At 67.7% G+C, this 21,597-nt stretch carries 18 protein-coding genes; 8 read left to right on the forward strand and 10 right to left on the reverse strand.

Annotated elements, in window-relative coordinates; all coding sequences use genetic code 11:
- Positions 1-48: 48 nt before the first annotated feature.
- Both mprF and BDI24065_RS35750 read left to right on the forward strand, forming a co-directional pair.
- Positions 49-2,643, forward strand: coding sequence for a bifunctional lysylphosphatidylglycerol flippase/synthetase MprF (gene mprF, locus BDI24065_RS35745; RefSeq protein WP_175035141.1), 2,595 nt, complete (start codon positions 49-51; stop codon positions 2,641-2,643).
- Entirely contained in the window at positions 2,640-3,920 is a 1,281-nt protein-coding gene (locus BDI24065_RS35750; RefSeq protein WP_175035142.1) for a virulence factor family protein, read from the forward strand. The genes mprF and BDI24065_RS35750 overlap by 4 nt, the downstream gene beginning before the upstream one ends.
- A gap of 78 nt (positions 3,921-3,998) precedes the next feature.
- Here BDI24065_RS35750 and BDI24065_RS35755 read toward each other — a convergent pair whose 3' ends face one another.
- The 6 genes from BDI24065_RS35755 to uxuA form a co-directional block, all read right to left on the reverse strand.
- Positions 3,999-4,430 (reverse strand): DUF934 domain-containing protein, encoded by a 432-nt coding sequence (locus BDI24065_RS35755; protein ID WP_175035143.1) that lies wholly within the window; start codon positions 4,428-4,430, stop codon positions 3,999-4,001.
- Positions 4,427-6,211, reverse strand: coding sequence for a nitrite/sulfite reductase (locus tag BDI24065_RS35760; RefSeq protein WP_175035144.1), 1,785 nt, complete (start codon positions 6,209-6,211; stop codon positions 4,427-4,429). The genes BDI24065_RS35755 and BDI24065_RS35760 overlap by 4 nt, the downstream gene beginning before the upstream one ends.
- A 201-nt stretch (positions 6,212-6,412) precedes the next feature.
- On the reverse strand, positions 6,413-6,814 hold the full coding sequence (locus BDI24065_RS35765) for a hypothetical protein (protein WP_175035145.1): 402 nt from the start codon (positions 6,812-6,814) through the stop codon (positions 6,413-6,415).
- Positions 6,815-6,915: 101 nt separating this feature from the next.
- Positions 6,916-8,349, reverse strand: a complete 1,434-nt coding sequence (locus tag BDI24065_RS35770) for a PLP-dependent aminotransferase family protein (protein WP_175035146.1) — start codon at positions 8,347-8,349, stop codon at positions 6,916-6,918.
- 129 nt (positions 8,350-8,478) lie between these two features.
- Positions 8,479-9,789, reverse strand: coding sequence for an MFS transporter (locus BDI24065_RS35775; RefSeq protein ID WP_175035147.1), 1,311 nt, complete (start codon positions 9,787-9,789; stop codon positions 8,479-8,481).
- Positions 9,790-9,860: 71 nt separating this feature from the next.
- Positions 9,861-10,925 carry a mannonate dehydratase gene (uxuA, locus tag BDI24065_RS35780; protein WP_175035148.1) on the reverse strand — a complete coding sequence of 355 codons (1,065 nt, stop codon included), beginning with the start codon at positions 10,923-10,925 and terminating at the stop codon, positions 9,861-9,863.
- A 267-nt stretch (positions 10,926-11,192) separates the two neighbouring features.
- Between uxuA and BDI24065_RS35785 the strand changes: the two genes are divergently transcribed.
- The 3 genes from BDI24065_RS35785 to BDI24065_RS35795 all read left to right on the forward strand — a co-directional run bounded on the left by BDI24065_RS35785 (position 11,193) and on the right by BDI24065_RS35795 (position 15,011).
- Positions 11,193-11,915, forward strand: coding sequence for a FadR/GntR family transcriptional regulator (locus BDI24065_RS35785; RefSeq protein ID WP_175035149.1), 723 nt, complete (start codon positions 11,193-11,195; stop codon positions 11,913-11,915).
- 160 nt (positions 11,916-12,075) lie between these two features.
- A complete protein-coding gene (locus BDI24065_RS35790) occupies positions 12,076-13,209 on the forward strand; it encodes an extracellular solute-binding protein (protein WP_175035150.1) in 1,134 nt (377 codons plus the stop codon).
- Positions 13,206-15,011: a diguanylate cyclase domain-containing protein gene (locus tag BDI24065_RS35795; RefSeq protein ID WP_175035151.1), complete on the forward strand. Its 1,806-nt coding sequence runs from the start codon at positions 13,206-13,208 to the stop codon at positions 15,009-15,011. Before BDI24065_RS35790 ends, BDI24065_RS35795 begins: the two co-directional genes overlap by 4 nt.
- A gap of 103 nt (positions 15,012-15,114) precedes the next feature.
- On the opposite strand, the gene BDI24065_RS35800 is transcribed toward BDI24065_RS35795, so the two are convergent.
- The 3 genes from BDI24065_RS35800 to BDI24065_RS35810 form a co-directional block, all read right to left on the reverse strand.
- Entirely contained in the window at positions 15,115-15,414 is a 300-nt protein-coding gene (locus BDI24065_RS35800; protein ID WP_175035152.1) for a DUF4148 domain-containing protein, read from the reverse strand.
- A gap of 281 nt (positions 15,415-15,695) precedes the next feature.
- Entirely contained in the window at positions 15,696-15,950 is a 255-nt protein-coding gene (locus BDI24065_RS35805) for a hypothetical protein (RefSeq protein WP_027791787.1), read from the reverse strand.
- A gap of 53 nt (positions 15,951-16,003) precedes the next feature.
- A complete protein-coding gene (locus tag BDI24065_RS35810) occupies positions 16,004-17,347 on the reverse strand; it encodes a D-serine ammonia-lyase (RefSeq protein ID WP_175035168.1) in 1,344 nt (447 codons plus the stop codon).
- Positions 17,348-17,441: 94 nt separating this feature from the next.
- On the opposite strand from BDI24065_RS35810, the gene BDI24065_RS35815 reads away from it, so the two are divergent.
- Entirely contained in the window at positions 17,442-18,392 is a 951-nt protein-coding gene (locus BDI24065_RS35815) for a LysR substrate-binding domain-containing protein (protein WP_175035153.1), read from the forward strand.
- A 369-nt stretch (positions 18,393-18,761) separates the two neighbouring features.
- On the opposite strand, the gene BDI24065_RS35820 is transcribed toward BDI24065_RS35815, so the two are convergent.
- On the reverse strand, positions 18,762-19,610 hold the full coding sequence (locus BDI24065_RS35820; protein ID WP_175035169.1) for a sulfite exporter TauE/SafE family protein: 849 nt from the start codon (positions 19,608-19,610) through the stop codon (positions 18,762-18,764).
- A 320-nt stretch (positions 19,611-19,930) separates the two neighbouring features.
- Between BDI24065_RS35820 and BDI24065_RS35825 the strand changes: the two genes are divergently transcribed.
- Together BDI24065_RS35825 and BDI24065_RS35830 are read left to right on the forward strand one after the other, a co-directional pair.
- A complete protein-coding gene (locus BDI24065_RS35825; protein ID WP_175035154.1) occupies positions 19,931-20,827 on the forward strand; it encodes a LysR family transcriptional regulator in 897 nt (298 codons plus the stop codon).
- Between the two features lie 124 nt (positions 20,828-20,951).
- On the forward strand, positions 20,952-21,581 hold the full coding sequence (locus BDI24065_RS35830) for a LysE family translocator (protein ID WP_175035155.1): 630 nt from the start codon (positions 20,952-20,954) through the stop codon (positions 21,579-21,581).
- Positions 21,582-21,597 lie beyond the last annotated feature (16 nt).

Raw genomic sequence — 21,597 nt, forward strand, 5'->3', positions numbered from 1 at the left:
CTGGCCGTCTTGCGCCGCGACACGCTATGCACTACCACTGAACAACCTATGTCTTCCCGCCACTCTGGTTCGCCCGGTCGCGCCGCGGCGGTGATCGCCCGTGTCCGGGCGCTGATCCGCCACGAGCGTGTGCTGTCGCCGCTGCTCGCGCTCGGCATCGGCCTGCTGCTGATCGTGGTTTTCCAGCACCTGTCGGAATCCGTCGACTACCGGTCGGTGATCCGCCAGCTGCGTCACATGTCCGCCGGCGAGTGGGGCGCGTCGCTGGCTGCGACGGCCCTCAGCTATCTCGCGCTCGTCGCCCGCGACGCGGTCGGCCTGCGCTATGTCGCCGCGAAGGTGCCGCGCGTCGCGTTGTGGATCGGCGCGATCGCCGGGTCCGCGCTCGGCAACGCGACCGGCTTCGGCGCGCTGACGGGCGGCGCGGTGCGCGCACGCGTATACGGCGTGTCGGGCGTCACGCCCGCGCAGATCGGCCGGATGACGGTGTTCACGAGCGGCACGCTGGCGCTCGCGATGGTGTTGATGACGGCGGTCGGCATGGTCTGCGTGCCGGAAGCGCTCGCCGCGATGCTGCACGTCGCGCCCGGCGTGCTGACGTGGACCGGCGCGGCGCTGCTCGTGGCGCTGGCCGCGCTGGTCGTGATGTGCGGCAACACCGCCCGCCCGGTCGTCACGCGTTTCAAGTGGCTGTCGTTCGACGTGCCGGCGCGGCGCGATCTCGTCGCGCAGGTCGTCTATGCGGTACTCGACGTCGTCGCGGCGGGCCTGACGCTGTGGGTGCTGCTGCCGGCCGCGCCGGTCGGCTTCCCGACCTTCATTACTGTTTACGCCGCCGCATTGCTGCTCGGGATGATCGGCCATACGCCGGGCGGGATCGGCGTGTTCGAGGCCGCGATGGTCTTCACGCTCGGTCGCGAAGTGCCTGCGCATGCGATGGTCGCCGCGCTGATCGCGTATCGCGCGATCTATTTCGGCGTGCCGCTCGTACTGTCGGCCGGCCTGCTGGCCGGTTTCGAGGGCCGCGCGCTGCGGCGCCGGCTCGTGACGCGGCAGGCCGTGCGCGTGTCGCAGCTCGCGCCGGTGTTCCTGAGCCTCGTGACGTTCGCGGTGGGCGGGATGCTGGTGATCTCGAGCGCGACGCCCGCGTTCTGGCACCGGATCGCGATCCTGCGCCACCTCGTGCCGCTGTGGGTGCTCGAAGGCTCGCAGGTGATCTGCAGCGTGCTCGGTGTCGCGCTGCTGTTCGTCGCGCGCGGGCTGTTGCGTCGTCTCGACGGCGCATGGTGGATGACTTTTGCACTGACGCTGGCCAGCCTCGCGCTGTCGCTGGCGAAGGGCCTCGCGTTCGTCGAGGCCGGCGTGCTCGGCACGCTGCTGATGCTGCTGCTCGTCAGCCGTCGCCGCTTCAACCGCCATTCGTCGCTGCTGGCCGAGCGCTTCACGGTGAGTTGGTTCGTGTCGGTGGCGATGGTGCTGATGCTGGCCGTGTGGGTACTGTTCTTCGCGTTCCGCGACGTGCCGTACACGCGCGAGCTGTGGTCGCATTTCTCGTTCGACGCGCGTGCGCCGCGCGCACTGCGCGCGACGCTCGCGGCCGGCGTGTTCGTCGCGCTGTTCGCGCTGTGGCAACTGCTGCGCCCGGCGCCCGGCCGTTTCGTGAAGCCCGCGGCACAGGATCTGTCGGACGCCGAGCGGATCATCCGCGCGCAGGAGTGCAGCGATGCGGGCCTCGCGCTGATGGGCGACAAGTCGTTCCTGTTCTCGGAATCGCGCCAGGCATTCCTGATGTACGCGAAGAACGGCCGCACGTGGGCCGCGCTCCACGACCCGGTCGGGCCGCGCGAGGAATGGCCGGCCCTGATCAGCAAGTTCATCGCGCTCGCCCACGCGCATAGCGGCCGTGCGGCGTTCTACCAGGTGCGGGCGAACGCGCTGCCGCTGTATCTCGACGCGGGGCTCACGCTGATGAAGCTCGGCGAGGAAGCGCATATCGCGCTCGACCGGTTCGACCTGAAGGGTTCGAACCGGTCGCACCTGCGCTACGCACTGCGTCGCGGCGACAAGGACGCGCTGACGGTCGAGGTGATCGCGCCGAGCGACGTGCCGGCCGCGCTGCCGGCGCTGCGCGACATCTCGGACGGCTGGCTCGACAGCCGCGACGCGCGCGAGAAGAGCTTCTCGGTCGCCGCGTTCCACGACGGCTATCTGGCGACGCAGTCGGTGATGCTCGTGCGGCAGGCCGACAAGCCGATCGCGTTCGTCACGTTCATGACGACCGACCTCAACACCGAGGCGACGGTCGGCGTGATGCGCCATCTGCCGGACGCGTCGCCGTACGCGATGGAATATTTGTTTACGCAGCTCGCGCTGCATCTGAAGGAAGCAGGCTTCCGCAAGCTGAGCCTGGGTATCGCGCCGTTCTCGGGGATGGGGGCGGCGAAGATGCCGTCGCCGTTGCACCGGATCGGCCTGATGGTCTGGCGCTTCGGCGGCCGCTTCTACAACTTCCGCGGCTTGCGCGCATTCAAGAGCAAGTTCGAACCGCACTGGGAACCGCGTTATCTCGCGGCCTCGGGCACGGTCGGCGTGTTCGTCACGCTGGCGGATCTGTCATTGCTGGCTGGAGGTCGGCGTTCATGATGTTGAAGAAGGGAATCGCGCGGGCGGCAGCCGCCTGCGCGGGAATGATGCTGGCCGGCGCCGCGTGCGCCACGCAACCAGCCGCAGTGAAGGCCGAAACCGTATCGGGCGGCCGCTATGGACCTGTAACGGTGACCAAGCCCAGCGGGCCGTTGCGCGGCTTCGTCGTGCTGTTCTCGCGTGAGGCCGGCTGGAATGCGGCCGACCAGCAGGCCGCCGATGCACTGGCGAAGGCCGGGGCGATGACGGTCGGCGTCGATTCGGAGCGGTATGCGATGAATCTCGCCGCGAAGCAGGAGACCTGCCACCACCTCGACGGCGATGCCGAAGCGGTCAGCCACCAGCTCGAACGCCTTGCGCAATCGTCGCGCTATTTCACGCCGATCGTCGCGGGCGTGGGCCAGGGCGGTGCGATCGCGAAGCAGATCCTGTCGATGGCGCCGGAGAACACGATCGCCGGCGTCGTCTCGGTCGATCCGGCCGCGAAGCTCGATCCGCGCTTCAAGCCGTGCCCGCCCGATCCGACGATCGTGCGCCGCGCGATGCCGGGCTTCGTCGAAACGGCGGCCACGGGCGATTCCGCGAAGCTCGTGTCGCTCGTCTCGTCGCATCTGCGGGACACCAGCAGCGGCGACGAACTCGACGTGTCGGACCTGCCGCTCGTCGAGCTGCCGGCCAAGGGTGGCAACGGCCAGCTCGCGATCGTGATTTCGGGTGACGGCGGCTGGCGCGATCTCGACAAGACGATCGCCGAGGCGCTGCAGCGCGACGGCGTATCGGTGGTCGGCATCGACAGCCTGCGCTATTTCTGGAGCGAGAAGCCGCCGGCACAGGTGAGCCGCGATCTCGCGCGCGTGATGCGCACCTACATGGCGCGCTGGCATGCGAATCGCGTGGCGCTGGTCGGCTACTCGTTCGGTGCCGACGTGATGCCGTTCGCGTACAACCGGCTGCCGGCCGACCTGCGCGACAAGGTCGCCGTGATGTCGCTGCTCGGTTTCGCGCCGGCCGCCGATTTCCAGATCCGCGTGACGGGCTGGCTCGGCATGCCCGCGAGCGACAAGGCGCTGAAGGTCGCGCCGGAAATGGCGAAGGTGCCGCCGCAGCTCGTGCAGTGCTTCTATGGCGCGGAAGAGAAGGACACGATGTGCCCGGCGCTCGTGAACACGGGTGCGGATGTGATCAAGACGCAGGGCGATCACCACTTCGGCCGCGACTACATCGCGCTCGAGAAGAAGATTCTCGGCGCGTTCGGCAAGCCGGTGGCGGCGCGCTGAACGCCGGCGCCCGCTTCGCGGCGGGTGCCGGCCGGTAGCTTCCGGTGCATCGTTCGGGCGGCCTGCGGGCCGCCCGTTTCATTTTCCGGCTGGCGTTACAGCGTCATGCTGCGGCATCGCCGTTCTTGCATCGCGTTGATAGAAGCCCGGGAACCGGTCGAGCTGCCGCCGCGCGGCCGTGATGTCCGTGCCGTCGCCGAGCACCGCGCTCGAAAACCCCGTGCGCTCCATCAGCAGCACCTGGTCGACCAGCACGTCGCCGGTTGCGCGCAGGTCGCCGGCGAAGCCGTAGCGCTTGCGCAGCAGGTACGCCTGGCTGTATGCACGGCCATCGGTGAACGACGGAAACTGCAGGTCGATGCGCGCAGCCTGTGCGATTTGCGCGGCGAGCGGCGGCAGTTCCTCGTCGTTGCCGATCGTCAGCGTCGCATCGTCGGGCTGCTGCGTGTCGCTCGCGTGTTCGGCCGGCGTCAGCAGCCGGATGCGTGCGGTCGGGTTCACTTGCTTCATGCGTGCTCCACCTGATGGCGCGCGTCGTTCGCGGCGGCCTTGAAGGGTTCCGTGCCGATGCGGCGGACGGTGTCGATGAATCGCTCGCTGCGGCCGTCGTCATCGATGCGCGCGTCGAGATACGCGTTGACGATCGCGTCGACGACATCGACGATCTCGTCCGCCGAAAACGACGGGCCGATCACCTTGCCCGGCCGCGCGGGGCCGCTCGCGGTCGCGCCGTCCGAGCCGCCGAGCGTGACCTGGTACCACTCGGCGCCGTCCTTGTCGACGCCGAGGATGCCGAGGTGGCCGCTGTGATGATGGCCGCACGAGTTGATGCAGCCGCTGATGTGCAGGTCGATGTCGCCGACGTCGTGCAGCATGTCGAGATCCTGGAAGCGCTCGGCGATCGCATCGGCGATCGGGATCGAGCGTGCATTCGCGAGCGCGCAGAAATCACCGCCCGGGCACGCGATCATGTCCGTCAGGAGTCCGACGTTAGCGCTGGCAAGACCGATCGCGCGCGCGTTTTCCCACAGCAGGAACAGGTCGTCGACATGCACCCATGGCAGCACGACATTCTGCGTGTGCGTGACGCGTGCCTCGCCGGCCGAGAACTGGTCGGCGAGATCGGCGAGCGCGTCGAGCTGGTCCGGCGACGCGTCGCCCGGTGCCTGCAGGCGGCGCTTGAACGACAGCGTGACGATGCGCAGCGCCGGGTCGCGGTGGTCGGCCACATTGCGCGCGACCCAGCGCGCGAAGGCCGGATGGCGTGCCGCGTGCGCGGACACGCGCTGGTTTGCGTCGCGCAGGCTGACCGTGCGCGGCTTGAGCCGCGGCGGGACGAACGACGCGGCGACGCGGTCGAACTCGACCTGCGGAATCGTGTGCAGCCCGCCGTCGTGATCGACGATCTGGCGGAATTCCTCGTCGACGTCGTCGATGTAGCGCTGCCCCTCGGTTTTCACGAGGATCTTGATGCGCGCCTTGTACTTGTTGTCGCGCCGTCCGTAGCGGTTGTACACGCGGACGATCGCCTCGATGTAGTTCATCACGTGCTGCCAGGGCAGGAACGCGCGCAGCGGCGTCGCGATCATCGGCGTGCGGCCCATCCCGCCGCCGACGCTCACGCGAAAGCCGAGCTCGCCCGCGTCGTTGCGCACGAGCTTCAGCCCGACGTCGTGCCAGTCGGTGGCCGCGCGGTCTTCAGTCGCGCCGGTGATCGCGATCTTGAACTTGCGCGGCAGGAATGCGAACTCGGGGTGCAGCGTGGTCCACTGGCGCATCACTTCGGCGAACGGGCGCGGATCGGCGATCTCGTCCGGCGCGACACCCGCGCGCTCGTCGCACGAGATATTGCGGATGCAGTTGCCGCTCGTCTGGATGCCGTGCATGTCGACGGTCGCGAGCAGGTCCATCACGTCGGCGGCCTTGTCGAGCGGAATCCAGTTGAACTGCACGTTGGTGCGCGTCGTGAAGTGCGCGCTGCGGGTCGGCAGGCGCAGCGTGCCGAGCAAGGACTGTGCGTCGCATGCGGTACGGTAGGTGGCGTCGTCGGGCACGTCGTAGTCGCGCGCGATCCGCGCGAGCACGCGCAGCTGTGCACTCGACAGTTCGCCGTACGGGACGGCCACGCGCAGCATCGGCGCGTGGCGCTGCACGTACCAGCCGTTCTGCAGGCGCAGCGGCCGGAACGCGTCTTCGCTCAGCGTGCCGTGCTGCCAGCGTTCGAGCTGGTCGCGAAACTGGGCGGCGCGGCTGTGCACGAGCGCCCGGTCGAAAACGGTATATCGATACATGACGTGATACGCGAGAGGAGCCGCGGCGCGAAGCGCGCGGCTCGGGAGAGACGTTGCGACGGGTGTCAGGCAACCGGAGACAGCGTAGGGAACGCGGTGCGGCGGGACAAGCAGCAGATCGGGACGAAAAGGGCGCAGCAGATGGCCGGCGCGACGCCGGCGCGGGCCGGGCATGCGTGCATGCATGCCCGTGGCGGGTGTTTATGCGTGGGCGTCGACGACGAGCGCCGGATCGAGCGCGCGGATGCGCTGGTCGATGAAGTAGCCGCCACCTTCCTGGTAGCGCAGGAACAGGCGGCTGCACGAGCGGCAGCGGCTGACGGTGCAGCGGTTGTACGGGAAATGGCGCAGTGCGATCGGCGCGTCGTCCGACGCGTAGTGCGTGCCGGCCGGATGATATTCGGCGTAGGTCGGCTCCGTCTCGTCGGGCGGCGCGAGCGTGGCGACTTCGGTCAGTTGCGCGTCCTGCAGCGACAGCGACAGCGGCAGGGTCGTCCATCCGGCGAGCGGCGTGTTCGTGCAGGTGCACGATTGCGTGACGTGCGCGGCTTCAGCCGTAAGTTTCAACAGCGCGTCGTGATCGAGGTAGGGCAGTTGACTCATCGGAAATCGTGAAGGGCGGCGGGATCCGCACTGTAACCCGCGCGTGGATTGCGTGCATCATCGTGACGCAGGCAGTGCGTACCGTGTGCACCGTGTGCGAATCAACCGCCCTTGCGCACCGAAGGCTGCGCGACGAGCTCGCCGAGCACGCGGATCGCATGCTCGATGTCGCGGCTCCACGGATGGCCGAAGTTCACGCGCACGCAACGCTCGAAGCCGTGCGCGGCGGAAAACAGCGGCCCCGGCGCGAAGCTGATCCCGCGTGCGATCGCCTGGCGATGCAGCTCCATCGCGTCGATCGCGTCGGGGAAGGCAAGCCACAGAAAATAGCCGCCTTCGGGGCGTACCCACTCGACGCCGGCCGGCAGCCAGCGCCGCAGCGCGTCGTCCATCCGGTCGAGCTGCGTGTGCAGCGCGCCGCGCAGCTTGCGCAGGTGTCGATCGTAGCCGCCGTGCTCGAGATAGTTCGCGATACCGACCTGCGCGGGAATGCTGGCCGACAGCGTCGTCATCAGCTTGAGCCGCTGCACCTTCTCCGCGAACCGGCCGGCGGCGGCCCAGCCGATCCGGTAGCCGGGCGCGAGCGTCTTCGAGAACGAACTGCAGTGCATCACGAGGCCGTGTCGATCGAACGCGCGCGCCGGCAGCGGATAGTCGGGGCCGAAATGCAGCTCGCCGTACACGTCGTCCTCGATCAGCGGCACTTCGCGCGCGGCGAGCAACTCGACGAGTGCACGTTTTTTTTCGGCGGACAGCGTGACGCCGGTCGGATTCTGGAAATTGGTCATGAACCAGCACGCGCGGATGTCGTGCCGGTCGAGTGCGTTCGCGAGCGCATCGAGATCGAGGCCCGTGCGCGGATCGACGGGAATCTCGACCGCGCGCAGGTCGAGCCGCTCGATCGCCTGCAGCGCCGCATAGAAGCCGGGGGCTTCGACGGCCACGACGTCGCCGGGCCGCGTGACGGCCATCAGGCACAGGTTCAGCGCTTCGAGCGCGCCGTTCGTGACGACGATCTCGTCGATCGGCTGCGAGATGCCCGTCGCGAGATAGCGCCGCGCGATCTGCTGGCGCAGCGCCTCGTTGCCGGGCGGCAGGTCGACGACGGTGCTCCACGGGCTGACGAGCCGCGTGGCCTGTGCGAGCGATTTCGCGAGACGCGGCAGCGGAAACAGTTGCGGCGACGGAAACGCGGAGCCGAGCGGCACGATGCCGGGTTGCGTGGCCGCGTCGAGCACGGAGAACACGAGGTTGCTGATGTCGACCTTGCGCGTGGCGCCGGCACGGCTTGCCCGGCGCTTGGCGGCCGGGCTCGCCTCCGGCGTGGCGCCCGGTGCGACGTAGTAGCCCGAGCGTTCGCGTGCGCGGATCAGCCCCCACTGTTCGAGCAGGTAGTACGCACGAAACACCGTCGACTGGCTCACGCCGTGCTGCGCGATGATCTGCCGCAGCGACGGCAGGCGCGTGCCGACGGCGAGGTTGCCGTTGCGGATGTCGTCGGCGATCGTGTGGGCGAGGGTTTCGTAGCGTTTCATCGGCGAGGGTGGCGCGCGCCGTCGCCACGCGCGGGCCGGAGTGGCGCCGCGCCGGCGGGCGCGGCTCATTGTCCGATGCGCGGCCCGAAAAGGAAAGCGCAGGCGCGGCGGCCGCGCTTTCCGGCTGCGTCAGGCCGCGTTCGGCTCGACGTTCTGCTCGCTCGAACCGCGGCGCAGCGGCGGCAACGGCTCGACCTTGCCGACGATGAACAGGTACGACATCGCGCCGACCACACACAACGCGCCGGCCACCGCGAGCGGCACGACGAACGAGCCCTTCGTGATCGACAGCATCACGCCGGTGAACGTCGTGATGAAGATCCCCGCGAGGTTGCCCGCGAAGTTCTGGATGCCGCCGAGCGACGCGACATGCGCGGGCGTTGGCGCGACTTCACCGACGAGCGTCCACACGTTGGCGCCTGCGAACGACAGGCTCGCATACGCGAGGGCGAACAGGCCGAGGCAGGCCCACACGTTCTCGACGAACGCCGACAGCGCGATCGACGAAGACAGCAGCATCCCGAGCACGAGGCAGGTCTTGCGCGCGGCGGTCGCGCTCCAGCCGCGGCGGAACAGGCTGTCCGACACATAGCCGCCGAGCCAGCCGCCGGGAATCGCGAGCAGCGCGGGCAGCATGCCCCACGTGCCGAGCGACGCGAGCGAGAAGCCGCGCGATTGCAGCAGGTAGCTCGGGAACCACGTGATGAAGAAGTAGATCGCGAAGTTCAGGCAGAACAGGCCGATCATCATGCCCCACACGGTGCGGTAGCGGAACAGGTCGAGCCACGACACCTTCGGGCCGTCGGTTGCGGCCGCAACGGCTTGCGTGCCGCGCTGCGCGAGCAGTGCATCGACGGCATCGGGCGCGATCGCGCGATAGCGTTCCGGGTCGCGATAGACGAACCACCACGCCAGTGCCCAGACGATGCCGATGCCGCCCGTGATCGCGAACGACCCGCGCCAGCCGACGATCGAGATCAGCCACGCGACGAGCGGCAGCGACAGCGCGGAGCCGACGCGCGAACCGCTGTCGAAGATGCTGCTCGCGAGCCCGCGTTCGCTGCGCGGGAACCAGTTGAACGCGACCTTCGCGAACGACGGGATCGCGGCCGCTTCGCCGACGCCGAGCATCAGCCGCACGCCGACGAGCTGTGCGAGGCCGCGCGCGGCGCCCGTCGCGACGGTGAACATCGACCACCAGCCGACCGCGAGCGCGAGGCTCACGCGCACGCCGACCTTGTCGATGAACCAGCCGGCCGGCAATTGCAGGAATGCGTAGGTCCAGAAGAACGCGCTCAGCACGAGCCCCATGCCGACCGCGTCGAGGCCGAGGTCGGCGCGAATGCTGGGCGCGGCGATCGCGAGGTTCGCGCGGTCGATGAAGTTGATGACGTTGGCCAGGAAGCACATGAGGATCATGGCCCATCGGATGCGTGGCATGCGGTGTCTCCGCGCGGAATGTCGTGACGGGCGGCCGGCGATCCGCTGCGCCGGCGGCCTCGATGGGCGGGTTATCGCGTGGCTTGCGACGGCGTGCGGTCGAACTTCGCGAGCGCTTCCCACAGGCCGTTCAGGTAGACCGCGCCGAGCGCGCGATCGTAGAGGCCGTAGCCGGGCTTGCCCGTCTCGCCCCAGATCATGCGGCCGTGGTCGGGGCGCACGTAGCCGGTGAAGCCGGTGTCGTGATACGCCTTCACGATCGCGGCGATGTCGAGCGAGCCGCAGCTCGACAGGTGGGCGGTTTCCTCGAAATCGCCGTTCGCGTCGACCTTCACGTTGCGGATGTGCGCGAAGTGGATGCGTCCCATCGCGCCGAATTCGCGCACGAGCGCTTCGACATCGTTCTGCGGGCCCGCGCCGAGCGAGCCCGAGCACAGCGTCAGCCCGTTCGCGGGCGTGTCGACGATGCGCACGATCCGCGCGAGATCGTCGCGGTTCTTCACGATGCGCGGCAGCCCGAAGATCGGGCGCGGCGGATCGTCGGGGTGGATCGCCATCTTCACGCCGGCTTCCTCGGCGACGGGGATGATCGCCTTCAGGAAGTATTCGAGGTTCGCCCACAGCGCCGCTTCGTCGACGTCGCGATACTCGGCGAGCAGCGCCTGCAATTGTTCGGGCCGGTAGCTCGAATCCCAGCCCGGCAGCGAGATGCCGTCGTTCGGATCGATCCGGTCGACCGCATCGGTGCTGAACGCGAGGCAGGTCGAGCCGTCGTCGAGCGTCTTCGACAGCTCGGTGCGCGTCCAGTCGAACACGGGCATGAAGTTGTAGCAGATCACGCGCACGCCGGCCGCGCCGAGATGGCGAATCGTCTGACGGTAGTGGTCGATCAGCCGGTCGCGGCCCGGTTTGCCGAGCTTGATGTCTTCATGGACGGGCACCGATTCGACGACTTCGAATTGCAGGCCGGCGCTTTCGATCGCCGCCTTCAGCGCGTCGATCTTGTGCGCGGGCCAGACTTCGCCCACCGGTTCGTCGTAGATCGCGGACACGATATGCGTGACGCCCGGGATCTGGCGGATGTATTGCAGCGAGACCGGATCGGACTCGCCGTACCAACGGAAAGACATCTTCACTGGAGCGGCTCCTGGCTGGCGGTTGATGCATCGGGTGGACGGGTGGCAGCGTGCCGGCCCGTTTCCGGTGTGCGGATTATGATTGGTATGCCAGTTGTGCGGGATAGTGGTTTACCAGTTGTCGCGGCCGGAACCAACTGGCAGTGCGCTTCAGGCGACGCCCAGCGCACCGGTCGACACACCGAATCGGGCCCCGGCCGAAATTGGTGTACCATTTTGGCGATCCGGCGCCGCGACGGTGCCGGCCAGCCTGTTGCGAGCCTTTCGATGACCGATCTTTCCAGCCTGCCAGCCAGCCGCGATACCGATGCCGCGGACCGCTCCTATATCGGCCTTGCGCGGCAGATTCACGCGATGGTGGCCGCCGGCGCGTTCGAGGCCGGTGGGCGGCTGCCGTCCGAGCGCAGCCTGGCCGACCAGTTCGGCGTGAGCCGCACGCAGGTGCGCGAGGCGATCATCGCGCTCGAGGTGCAGGGGATCGTCGAGGTGCGGATCGGTTCGGGCATCTACGTATCGGCAGCCGACGCTGCGCGTCCGGTGACGTTCGAGGTGCCGCGCGGCCCCGGGCCGATCGAGACGCTGCGCGCGCGCGGGCTGATCGAGGCGGAAGTCGCGGCGCTCGCGGCGACCGAGCGCAAGGATGCGGATCTCGACCGGCTGTTTTTCTCGCTGACGACGATGCGCGAGCAGATGCACGACAAGGCCGCGTACGACGCGGCCGATCGCCAGTTCCACCTGCGCATCGCCGAATCGACCGGCAACACGGTGCTGTTGCACATGGTCACCGCGATGTGGGACTGCGCGCGCAGCGATCCGCTGTGGGACAAGATCGAGGAGCACTTTCACTCGACCGCGCTGCGCGAGGCGTCGCAGGAAGATCACCAGCGGATCTTCGCGGCGATCATGGCGCGCGACGCAACTGCCGCACGCGAAGCGATGCGTGCACACCTGTCGCGCGTGATCGCGGAATTCACGCAGGCGTGGCGCTGACGTTCGTTCCGGTCAATCGAAACGGGGCGTTGTAACGGCACCGTCATTCAGCGTCGACGACAGACGCACGCGCCGCGTGTACGGCTTCTTCCAATTGCGCGACCGTAGGTTTTATGGTCTCGTTGCGGGATATCGCATCGACTCGAAAAAGGAAAGTCGAATGCAGCCGGGCGATTCACACGGGGTCCAATTGATCAGGGGAATCGGCGGACGTACACGCGTACGTGCCGCCGTGCGCCGGCTGCTCATCATTTTGACGGCGGGCTTACTGGCCTCGGTGTTTCCTCCTGCATTCGCCGCCTCTCCCGAAGCCATCAACGACAACGTGCTGCGCGTGCTCGCCTGGCCCGGCTATGCGGACAGCGACATCGTCAGTGCGTTCGAGGCGCAATTTCAAGTACGCGTCGAAGTGACGTTCGTCGACTCCGACGAAGCACTGTGGGCGCGCATGCACAGCGCGGCGCCACCGCCTTACGACGTGCTGGCCGCGAACACGGCCGAGATCCAGCGCTATGCGCATGAACGCCTGCTCGCGCCGATCGACCTGTCGCGCATCCCGAACCGGCGGCGGCAGTTGCCGAACTTCCAGCAACTCGCGACGATCGACGGGCTCGTGGAAGATGGCGCCGCGTATGCGATCCCGTTCACGTATTCGTCGATGGGGCTGATCTACGACCGCAAGCAGGTGACGGCCGCGCCGCGCTCGATGCGGGAGCTGTGGAATCCGCGCTACCGCGGCAAGGTGCTCGACTTCAACAGCGCGCAGCACAATTTCTCGTTCACGGCGCTGGCGCTCGGCTATCCCGATCCGTTTCGCCTGTCGCCCGCGCAGACGCTCGCCGTCGCGCACAAGCTGATCGACCTGCGCCGCAACCTGCTGACGTACTACACGCTTCCTGAAGAGGCGACCGAGTTGTTCGTCCAGCATCGCGCAGCGCTGATGTTCGGCAACTACGGCACGCAGCAGGTAGAGCTGCTGCGGCGTGCCGGTGCGGACGTCGGCTACGTGATCCCCGACGAAGGCGCGCTCGCGTGGCTCGACTGCTGGGCCGTCACGCGCGGTGCGCAACATCCCGAGCTCGCGTTCGCATGGATCAACTACATGCTCGAACCGGCGATCGGCGCGCTGCTGACCGAACGCCAGGGTCTCGCGAACACGCTCGCGCCGCCGCCGGGCCTCGACACCGGGCACCAGCATCTCGTCTGGCTCCAGCCCGTCGAGGACATCGCGCGGCGCGAATCGCTGTGGAGCCGCATCGTGTCGGGCGACCGTCCGGAGCGGTTCGGAAAATGATCCGGCTCGGGCTCACGTCGAAACTGTCGGTGCTGTTCGCCTGCATCGGCGTGATCGCGTCCGGCGCGACCGGCTATTACACGTATCGCGCGAACCGCGCGATGCTCGTGCAGGAAGCGCAGCACAGCCTGCTGATGTCGACGCAACTGCTCGGGCAGCGCTTCACCACGGCGCTGTCCGACGTCGCGGACGATGCGCTCGTGCTCGCGCAGCTGCCGTCGTGCGCGCTGGTCTCGGGCGGCGACAACCGGGACGGCGCGCCACGCGCGCGGCTCGAGCAGGTGTTCTACAGCTTCATGAAGAATCACCCGGAGTACCTGCAGATCCGGCTGATCGCACGCGGTGATTTCGGGCTCGAACGCATCCGCGTCGATCGCGATGCGCACGGCATCGTCGTGCTGCCGGACAGCGCGTTCCAGGAGAAAGGACAGTTTTCCTACGTATTCGATACGCTTGCGACGGCGCCCGGCCATATCTACCTGTCGCCGATCGTGATCAACCACGAGACGGGGTCGCACGCGGCCGAGGGGCTGCCGATCCTGCGCGTGGGCACGCCAGTCGTCGACACGTCGGGCCAGACGGTCGGCGCGCTCGTCGTCGACGTCGAGCTGTCGCGCGTGTTCGAGCGGCTCGAACGCGATCTGCCGGAAGACTACGCGGTATATCTCGCGAACGAGTGGGGCGATTTCCTCGTGCACCCCGATCCGTCGCAGACGTTCGGCTTCGATCGCGGCCGGCGCGTGCTGATGCAGGATCGCTTTGCCGTCACGCATGCGCTGTTCGACAGCGTGCGTGCAAACGTTACCCTCAATGGCCTGGCCGACCCCGCCGAGGCGCCGGGGCAGATGTTCGCGTTCGCACGCACGCCGTTCGGGCACGACGAGGGCAACCGCTTCGTCGTGCTCGGGATGGGACGTCCGCTGGCGGACGTGCTGGCGCCGGCCGGCATGCTCGGCGAACGAATCGTCCGGATGGTACTCGTGCTGAGCTTGATGGCGGTGATCCTCGCGATCCTGTTCGCGAGTGCGATCACGCGGCCGCTGCAGACGCTTGCGCGTGCCGCGACGCACGTGTTCGACGATCCGGCCGCCGAGCAGCTGCCGGTCGGGCGCGCCGACGAGATCGGTGTGCTCGCGCGCTGCTTCGACAGCATGCGCGTCGAGATCCGCACGCAGGTCGCGATGCTGCGCGCGAAGCAGCTGGAGCTTACACACCTCGCCGGCCACGATGCGCTGACCGAGCTGCCGAATCGCCTGCTGTTCATGGAGCATCTCGATGCCGCGATCCGGCGGGCGGCCGCGATGCACGAAGGGCTGGCCGTGATGTTCGTCGATCTCGACCGCTTCAAGCAGATCAACGACCAGCACGGGCACTCGGCCGGCGACCGCACGCTCGTCGCGGTCGCCAAGCGGCTGAGCCTCGTGCTGCGCGGCGGCGACATGGTCGCGCGGCTCGGCGGCGACGAATTCATCGTGCTGATTACGGACGTGCGCTCACCGGCGGTGATCGGCGATGTTGCGTCGCGGATCCAGCTCGTGATGGCCGAGGAACTGGAGTTCGGCGACCGGCGCGTGGCTGTCGGCGCGAGCATCGGCGTCAGCGAGTTTCCGGCCGACGGCGCGTCGGCCGAAGAGTTGCTCGTCAAGGCCGACGCGGCGATGTACGCGGCGAAGGCGTCCGCGCAGCGCGCATACGTGCGCTACCAGGAACTGGTCGGCAGCGTGAGCGGCACAGGCGGCACCGGCACCGGCAGCGGGACGGACGAAGCGGCCGGCCGCGTCGCGTCGGGCGGCAGCCGGTGACGGCCGGCCGCGGATGCGCGCGGCTCGAACGCGACGAGCCCGTCGCGGGACGGGCTCGTTGACGGTGCGGACTGCGCGCGAAGGCGCACAGCGCCAGGCCTGCTTAGTGGCCGAAGTAGACCGAGTCGCGCGGGTTTTGTACCGTGGCGGCCGGTGCGCCACCCTGAACGGTCGCGGCCGGTTGCCCACCGGAGCCGCTGTTGTCGCCGCCGTTCACGCGGGCTTGCGCGGCCTGGATGTCGGCCGGGTAGTGCGGGCTCGACTGGCCCGGCTTGTAGCCGACGCTTTCGAGCTGGACCAGTTCTTCGCGCACTTGGGCGCGGGTCACGGTGCTTTGGGCGAATGCGCCGAACGAGGCGGACAGGGCGGCGGCGGCAACGACTGCGGAAACGAGCGATTTCATGATGATCTCCGATGTTTTTGGCTTTCCGCGTTCGACACCATGTCGTAAGCGGTTGATTACATCGTAGGCGCCGGTCGACCTAGGGTAAACGTGAGTTTTGGTGAAGGATCGTTACAGCCGGGGTAATAATTTGGAGATAAACGCGGTCCGTCCCTATTGGGTGTTGCCGGATCTGCAAGGGGGAGGGGTGGGGGCGTGCGGCGTGGATCGCGTGCACGGACGGGCGCGCCGCGGCGAACGCGCGGGCGGAAAGGAGACGGACGGGCGGCGACGCTGCCGGATCAGACGTCGTCGTCGATTTCCTTGCGTTCCCGGCGTTCCTCGTTGCCGCGGCGCGCGCGCAGGCGCTGGCGCGACAGCACGGCGATCACCTGCTGGGTCGGCGCGCCGGACGGCAGTTCGTTGCGGATGCGATCGGGCACCATGGGCAGGCCCGCGCGCTGCCGGCGCAGCGCCTTGGCGATTGCCCGGCGGCATTCGTCACCGTGGCAATCCCATTCATCGCGGATTCTCTGGCAATAACGGCATTGTTCCATCGGGACAGTCTAACGCGTCTTCGGGAACGGGGCTGGACGCTTGCCCCGGCGTGTCATGTGCCGGCCGCGGCGGCATCGGCGAGCGCTTTCGCATGAGACTGGAAGCGGCGGTGTTCTTCCGGCGGCACGAGCGAGCCGCCGGTCGCCCAGATGACGTGCGTCGATTGGCGCACGTCGATCGCGCGGCGATGCAAGTAGTCGCGGCCTGCCGGGGACTGCATCAGCCAGCCGGGGCCACCGACGGCAGCGGCGGCCGACGGCTCGAGTTCCACGCCCGTAGCGCGCTGAACCGCGAGTAACTGGGCGTAGAGCTGCGCGTCGCCGACCGTGAACACGCCCGACAGCAGCGACGCCATCAGCGGACTGACGAGGTGCGATGCCTGTGCGACGGCCAGGCCATCGGCCTCGGTCCGGTTGTCGAGTCCCACGTCGTAGACGGACACGGGCTTCCCGGGGCCGGCGGCCAGCTGGACCAGCATGCAAGGCGAAGCGACGGGTTCGGCAAAAAAGCAATGCACGTGCTCGCCGAACAGCGCCTTGAGGCCATACGCGATGCCACCCGGTGCGCCGCCGACACCGCACGGGATATGGACGAAGAGCGGATGCGTCGCGTCCACGCGGCGGCCCGCTTCGGCGAGCTGCGCGGCGAGATGCCGGGCGCCGGCCGCGTAGCCGAGGAACAGCATCAGCGAGCCTTCGTCGTCGACGAAGTGGCTGCGCGGCCGATTGCGTGCCTGCGCGCGTCCGGCCGCGACGGCTTGCGCGTAGTCGCCGTCATGTTCGATCACGCGTACGCCGCGTTGTCTCAGGCGCGCCTTCTTCCACGGCTTCGCATCGATCGACATGTGCACGATCGACTCGAACCCCAGCGCGGCGGCCATCACGCCGATGCTCAGGCCGAGATTGCCGGTGCTGCCGACGGTCACGGTGTGCGTGGCAAACAGTTCGCGTGCGCCGGCCGATGCGAGGATCCGCCGGTCGCCCGCGGGTTCGAGCAGCCCGTGTTCGATCGCGATCGATTCCGCGAGCGCGAGCACTTCATGAAAGCCGCCGCGTGCCTTGATCGAACCGGCGACCGGCAACGCGTCGTCGCGCTTGATGAACCAGGTGCCGGATGCGTTTGCGGGGAGCGACAACCTGCGCGGCAGGCTGTCGGCCGGCATCAGCGGCGATTCGACTTTCCCCGCGCTTGCCGCGAGTTCGGGAAACAGCTCGGCCATCAGCGGTTCACAGCGCGCCAGCCGCGCTTCGGCCATCGCAATGGCGCCGAGCCCCGGCGCGTCTTGCGGCAACGGGCTGCCGACATGCGGGTTCAGCCACAGCAGCGGGTGGCGGGATTGCAGTTTGGCTAATAGATCGGTGGGCTGGAGGGTGACGGTCATGGATCGGTCGCGCATCAGATAATCGGGAAGCCTGGCCGGAATGCTACGATTCCGGAAGCCTGCGCAAAAGCGCCGATTTCTAATGAATGCATTAGCCTGACTTATATCTATGCGACTCGACGGTTCGATCCTGGGTGCGTTGCACTGCTTTGAAACGGCCGGCCGGTTGCTGAGCTTCACGAAGACGGCCCAGGCGTTCAACCTGACGCAAAGCGCCGTGAGCCAGCAGATCCGGAACCTGGAGGACCGGCTCGGTTATCCGTTGTTCGTGCGCCAGGCGCGCGGGCTGAAGTTGACCGAGAAGGGCGCGATCCTGCTCGGGACGATGTCGGGCGCGTTCGTCGACATCAATCGCACGCTCCAGGCGCTTGGCATGTCGGACGCGCCGCTGCAGGTCAGCTGCCTGCCGTCGCTCGCGCTGCAATGGCTGATGCCGCGCCTGTCCGAATTTCACCGGCAACACCCGAACGTGCCGGTGCGCGTGAAGGCCGAGTTCCAGGTGCTGGACCGTCAGGCGATGGAGACCGACGACATCGATGTGGCGGTGCGCTACGACCCGGTGCAATACGATCGGCTGCATGCCGAGGCGATCCTCGACGAAATCCTGTTCCCGGTCGCCACGCCTGCGTACCTGGCGCAGCATCCGGCCTTTGCCGGCGGGGAATCGCTCGATGGCGTCGTCCTGCTGCACGACGCCGCGCCGTGGGGCGGCGCGCCCGAATTCGTGGAGTGGCGCACGTGGCTGGAGGAAGCCTGTCCGGCGTGGACGTCGCATCTCGACGGCCCGCAGTTCAATTTCTCCAGCCTGGCAATCACGGCCGCGCTGAACCATCAGGGTGTCGCGATGGGGCGCGCCGCGCTCGTGCACGACGAGATCGCGAGCGGGCGGCTCGTGGATGTCTTCGGCACGCACGTGCGTGCGCCGGCGCGCTACATGCTGTTGTCACGCAATCCCGACGATCCGTGTACCGCGGTCTTTTCGGACTGGCTCAAGGCCGAGTGCGAGCGCTTCGATACGGTTCGATCCCGTTTGCTGTCGAACGGAAGCCGGAACGGGTAGCGGGTGTTGTCGGATGGCTGAATCGGAGTGCGAAATAATCGCGTGACGAATACGGACGCAAACTACAATTTCCCGTCTGTCTCCATACGGATGGCTTGCGCGTGGACGGGGCCGGCGAGCGTTACTTGAGCTGCCAGATGCCCCAGATGGCGATCAACAGGCCGAGGCCGAATCCGCAGCCGAGTAATACGTAGGTTTCCATTTCATGCCTCTGAAAGCGTGGCAGCGTCGATATGGGCATCGACGTGCGGGCAGTAAAGTCGGTGGCGTATCGTCCGCGTCGTCGGGCGGGGCGATACGCCGGGTCCGCGAATACTACGCTTCGCAGCTTTCAGAACGCATGCGCGATCGATGGCTTGGCACCATCTCCTAGTTCTTGCCCGCGTGCATGTCGACCGTCTGAGTGACGTGCGATCCGCCGTGCCGGAACACGCCCGATTTCCAGATCATCTGCGACGCCGCGACGAGCACGAACAGCAGCACGACCATGCGGAAGATCCGGGGCGACATCTTGTCCCGCAGCGGGCGGACGAGCCACATGCCGGCTATGGCGGGCAGGCTGGCGGCCGCCGAGATCGCGAGGTCGGCGCCGCTTGCGTGCGCGGCACCGCTGAACGTCGTGATCAACGTAACGATCGACACGACGAGGATGATCGCGATCTGCTTCGTGAAGACGCGCCCGGTCGCACCGGACGAAATCAGGTAAGTGGCGAGCAGCGGGCCCGGAACCGACGCAATGCTCTCCATCAGCGCCGCACCGAAGCCGAGCGCGAAGCCGACGGGCTTTTGCCATGCTTCCGGCAGGTTGAGTTTCGGCGCGGCGAGCATCAGCGCCGCGGCCACGATCAGCAGCGCGCCGGACGCCGCTTGCGCATGACCCGGATTGAGCGAGAGCAGGATCGCGACGCCCACGATATTGCCGATCACGGTGCCCACGATCGGCGCGGCGATCTTGCGCGCCGTCGCCAGCACTTGACCGCCTTCCAGCGCCTGCGGAATGTTGCCGAGGATGATCGGCATCGACAGCAGCAGCACCGCGTGCCGGATCGGCAGGAACTGGCTGAGTATCGGCATCGCGATCAGCGGCACGCCGATGCCCGTGATCCCCTTGGCCATGCCGCCCAGCAGCAGCGCGATGGCGATGCCGGCCAGGTCGAACGCGCTGAGCCCCTGCAGGCTGGAGACCAGCACACCTTCAGTCAGATTGAAATGCATCATGGAATGGCTTGTCGCGGCATATCCGGCAGCGAGCGCTGTCGACGGAGCCCGTTGCGGTCGCGTGCGTGTTGCACGCATGTGTTCTGGATTGGCTTGAACCGGAAGTCGATCGCATGGCGCCGTGCCGTGGTGCGGCGAGCGCCGCAGGCAATCGACACGCGGTTCGAGGATGCATCTTACCTGAGCGTTGCGGAGGACATTCGGCGCCGGCCGCGGCACGCCACCCGTCGCGTCTGCGTGATCATTTCCGCGGTTCAATATAATTCATGACAGTGTGTCGTCTCATGTGCGACATACATACCCCGGAACAAGGAGACCCGATGACGCTTGCCCAGTTGCAGGCCCTGGCGGCCGTGGTCGAACTCGGTTCGCTCACGGCCGCGGCCGATCGGCTCAGCCGCAGTCAATCCGCGATCAGTCATGCATTGACCGAGCTGGAAGACCTCACGGAGGTCAAGCTGCTCTGGCGCGACCGGCAGCCGGTCGTCCTGACGGCGGCGGGCGAGCGCCTGTGGCCGTCCATCCAGAACGTGGTGCGGGAAGCGCAGCTGCTGCGCCAGCAGTTCAGCCTGTCGCGCGGCAAGCTCGAAGGGAAGCTGGTGGTCGCGTCGCTGCCGAGCGTGTCGCTGGCGTTCGTCGTGCCCGCGCTCGAGGCGTTGAAGGAGATGCATCAGGGCGTGTCGGCGGTGCTGCTCGAAGGCACGGACAGCGAAGTCGAAGGGTGGATCGACGACGGTACGGCCGATGTCGGCGTAGTAGCCGGCTCGAAGACGTTCGCGCACAATCTGCCGCTGCTCGACGAGGACTTTGTCGCGGTGGCGGCGGACGGCATGTTCGCCGGCCGCAAGAGCGTGTCGGCGAAACAGTTGTCCGCGGCGCCGTTCATTTTCTCGAAGGCAGGATGCGGGCCGGTGATCGCGGATTACTTCGCGCGCAGCGGTGCGCCACTGCGGGCCGCGTTCAACGTGGTCGAGATGCGCACCATCCTGTCGATGGCGGAAGCCGGCATGGGCGTGTCGATCGTGCCGCGCATCACGCTCACGTACACACCGTTTGGCGGCCACGTGCTGGCGCTGTCACCGAGGCTGCATCGTTCCGTGCGGCTGTCGTGGAACGCGGCCGGCAATGCGATTACCGACGCGTTCGTGCGGCTCGTCGACGCGCAACGCGCGAAGGCGGCGAAGGCGGTCAACACGCGCGCGAGAAAGGGGAGGTAACGAGCGGCTTCAGCGATGAACGGCGCTCATGGGTGGCTTGAGGTTTATTCATGCCGATGACGTTCGAGATGCAATACATTGCTCGGACCCACCCCCTGACCGCATTGCCCCGAAGGAGATTGCCGTGCCGACCATGCCCGCCTTGCTTGCTTTCGGACTCGTGTCGCTCGGCATGGTGCTGACACCCGGGCCGAACATGATCTACCTGGTTTCGCGCTCGATCTGCCAAGGCCGCCGCGCTGGGCTGGTGTCGCTCGGCGGTGTCGCGCTGGGGTTCGTGTTCTACATGGTGTGTGCCGCGCTGGGCATCACCGCGCTGGTGATGGCCGTGCCGTATGCGTACGACGCGTTGCGTTTCGCCGGTGCGTTCTATCTGGCGTACCTCGCGTGGCAGGCGCTGAAGCCGGGCGGTCGCTCGGCGTTCCAGGTCAGGCAGTTGCCGCATGACAGCCGGGCCAGGCTGTTCACGATGGGCTTCGTCACGAACCTCGCGAATCCGAAGATCGCGGTGATGTACCTGTCGCTTCTGCCGCAGTTCATTTCGCCGGGGCACGGCAGCGTGCTCGCGCAATCGCTGGCGCTCGGCTGCGTGCAGATCGCGGTGAGCGTCAGCGTGAATGCGCTGATTGCCTGCATGGCCGGCGCCATCGCGGGCTTTCTGGCGGGGCGGCCGGTCTGGGCGTCGGTCCAGCGCTGGTTGATGGGCACGGTGCTGGCCGGGCTGGCCGTGCGTATCGCACTGGAATCGCGCTAGCGCGGGTGACGGGCGG

Origin of the sequence: Burkholderia lata, from assembly GCF_902499025.1 — a bacterium.
In the GTDB taxonomy this organism is placed as follows: Bacteria; Pseudomonadota; Gammaproteobacteria; order Burkholderiales; family Burkholderiaceae; genus Burkholderia; species Burkholderia lata_C.

Bases quoted from the DNA above. Each gene is read 5' to 3' on its own strand.
- BDI24065_RS35820 (WP_175035169.1), bottom strand. From the start codon at position 19,610: ATGATGCATTTCAATCTGACTGAAGGTGTGCTGGTCTCCAGCCTGCAG.
- BDI24065_RS35825 (WP_175035154.1), top strand. From the start codon at position 19,931: ATGACGCTTGCCCAGTTGCAGGCCCTGGCGGCCGTGGTCGAACTCGGT.
- BDI24065_RS35805 (WP_027791787.1), bottom strand. From the start codon at position 15,950: ATGGAACAATGCCGTTATTGCCAGAGAATCCGCGATGAATGGGATTGC.
- BDI24065_RS35800 (WP_175035152.1), bottom strand. From the start codon at position 15,414: ATGAAATCGCTCGTTTCCGCAGTCGTTGCCGCCGCCGCCCTGTCCGCC.
- BDI24065_RS35760 (WP_175035144.1), bottom strand. From the start codon at position 6,211: ATGTATCGATATACCGTTTTCGACCGGGCGCTCGTGCACAGCCGCGCC.
- BDI24065_RS35815 (WP_175035153.1), top strand. From the start codon at position 17,442: ATGCGACTCGACGGTTCGATCCTGGGTGCGTTGCACTGCTTTGAAACG.
- BDI24065_RS35765 (WP_175035145.1), bottom strand. From the start codon at position 6,814: ATGAGTCAACTGCCCTACCTCGATCACGACGCGCTGTTGAAACTTACG.
- BDI24065_RS35795 (WP_175035151.1), top strand. From the start codon at position 13,206: ATGATCCGGCTCGGGCTCACGTCGAAACTGTCGGTGCTGTTCGCCTGC.
- BDI24065_RS35770 (WP_175035146.1), bottom strand. From the start codon at position 8,349: ATGAAACGCTACGAAACCCTCGCCCACACGATCGCCGACGACATCCGC.
- BDI24065_RS35790 (WP_175035150.1), top strand. From the start codon at position 12,076: ATGCAGCCGGGCGATTCACACGGGGTCCAATTGATCAGGGGAATCGGC.
- BDI24065_RS35775 (WP_175035147.1), bottom strand. From the start codon at position 9,789: ATGCCACGCATCCGATGGGCCATGATCCTCATGTGCTTCCTGGCCAAC.
- BDI24065_RS35755 (WP_175035143.1), bottom strand. From the start codon at position 4,430: ATGAAGCAAGTGAACCCGACCGCACGCATCCGGCTGCTGACGCCGGCC.
- BDI24065_RS35785 (WP_175035149.1), top strand. From the start codon at position 11,193: ATGACCGATCTTTCCAGCCTGCCAGCCAGCCGCGATACCGATGCCGCG.
- BDI24065_RS35750 (WP_175035142.1), top strand. From the start codon at position 2,640: ATGATGTTGAAGAAGGGAATCGCGCGGGCGGCAGCCGCCTGCGCGGGA.
- BDI24065_RS35810 (WP_175035168.1), bottom strand. From the start codon at position 17,347: ATGCGCGACCGATCCATGACCGTCACCCTCCAGCCCACCGATCTATTA.
- mprF (WP_175035141.1), top strand. From the start codon at position 49: ATGTCTTCCCGCCACTCTGGTTCGCCCGGTCGCGCCGCGGCGGTGATC.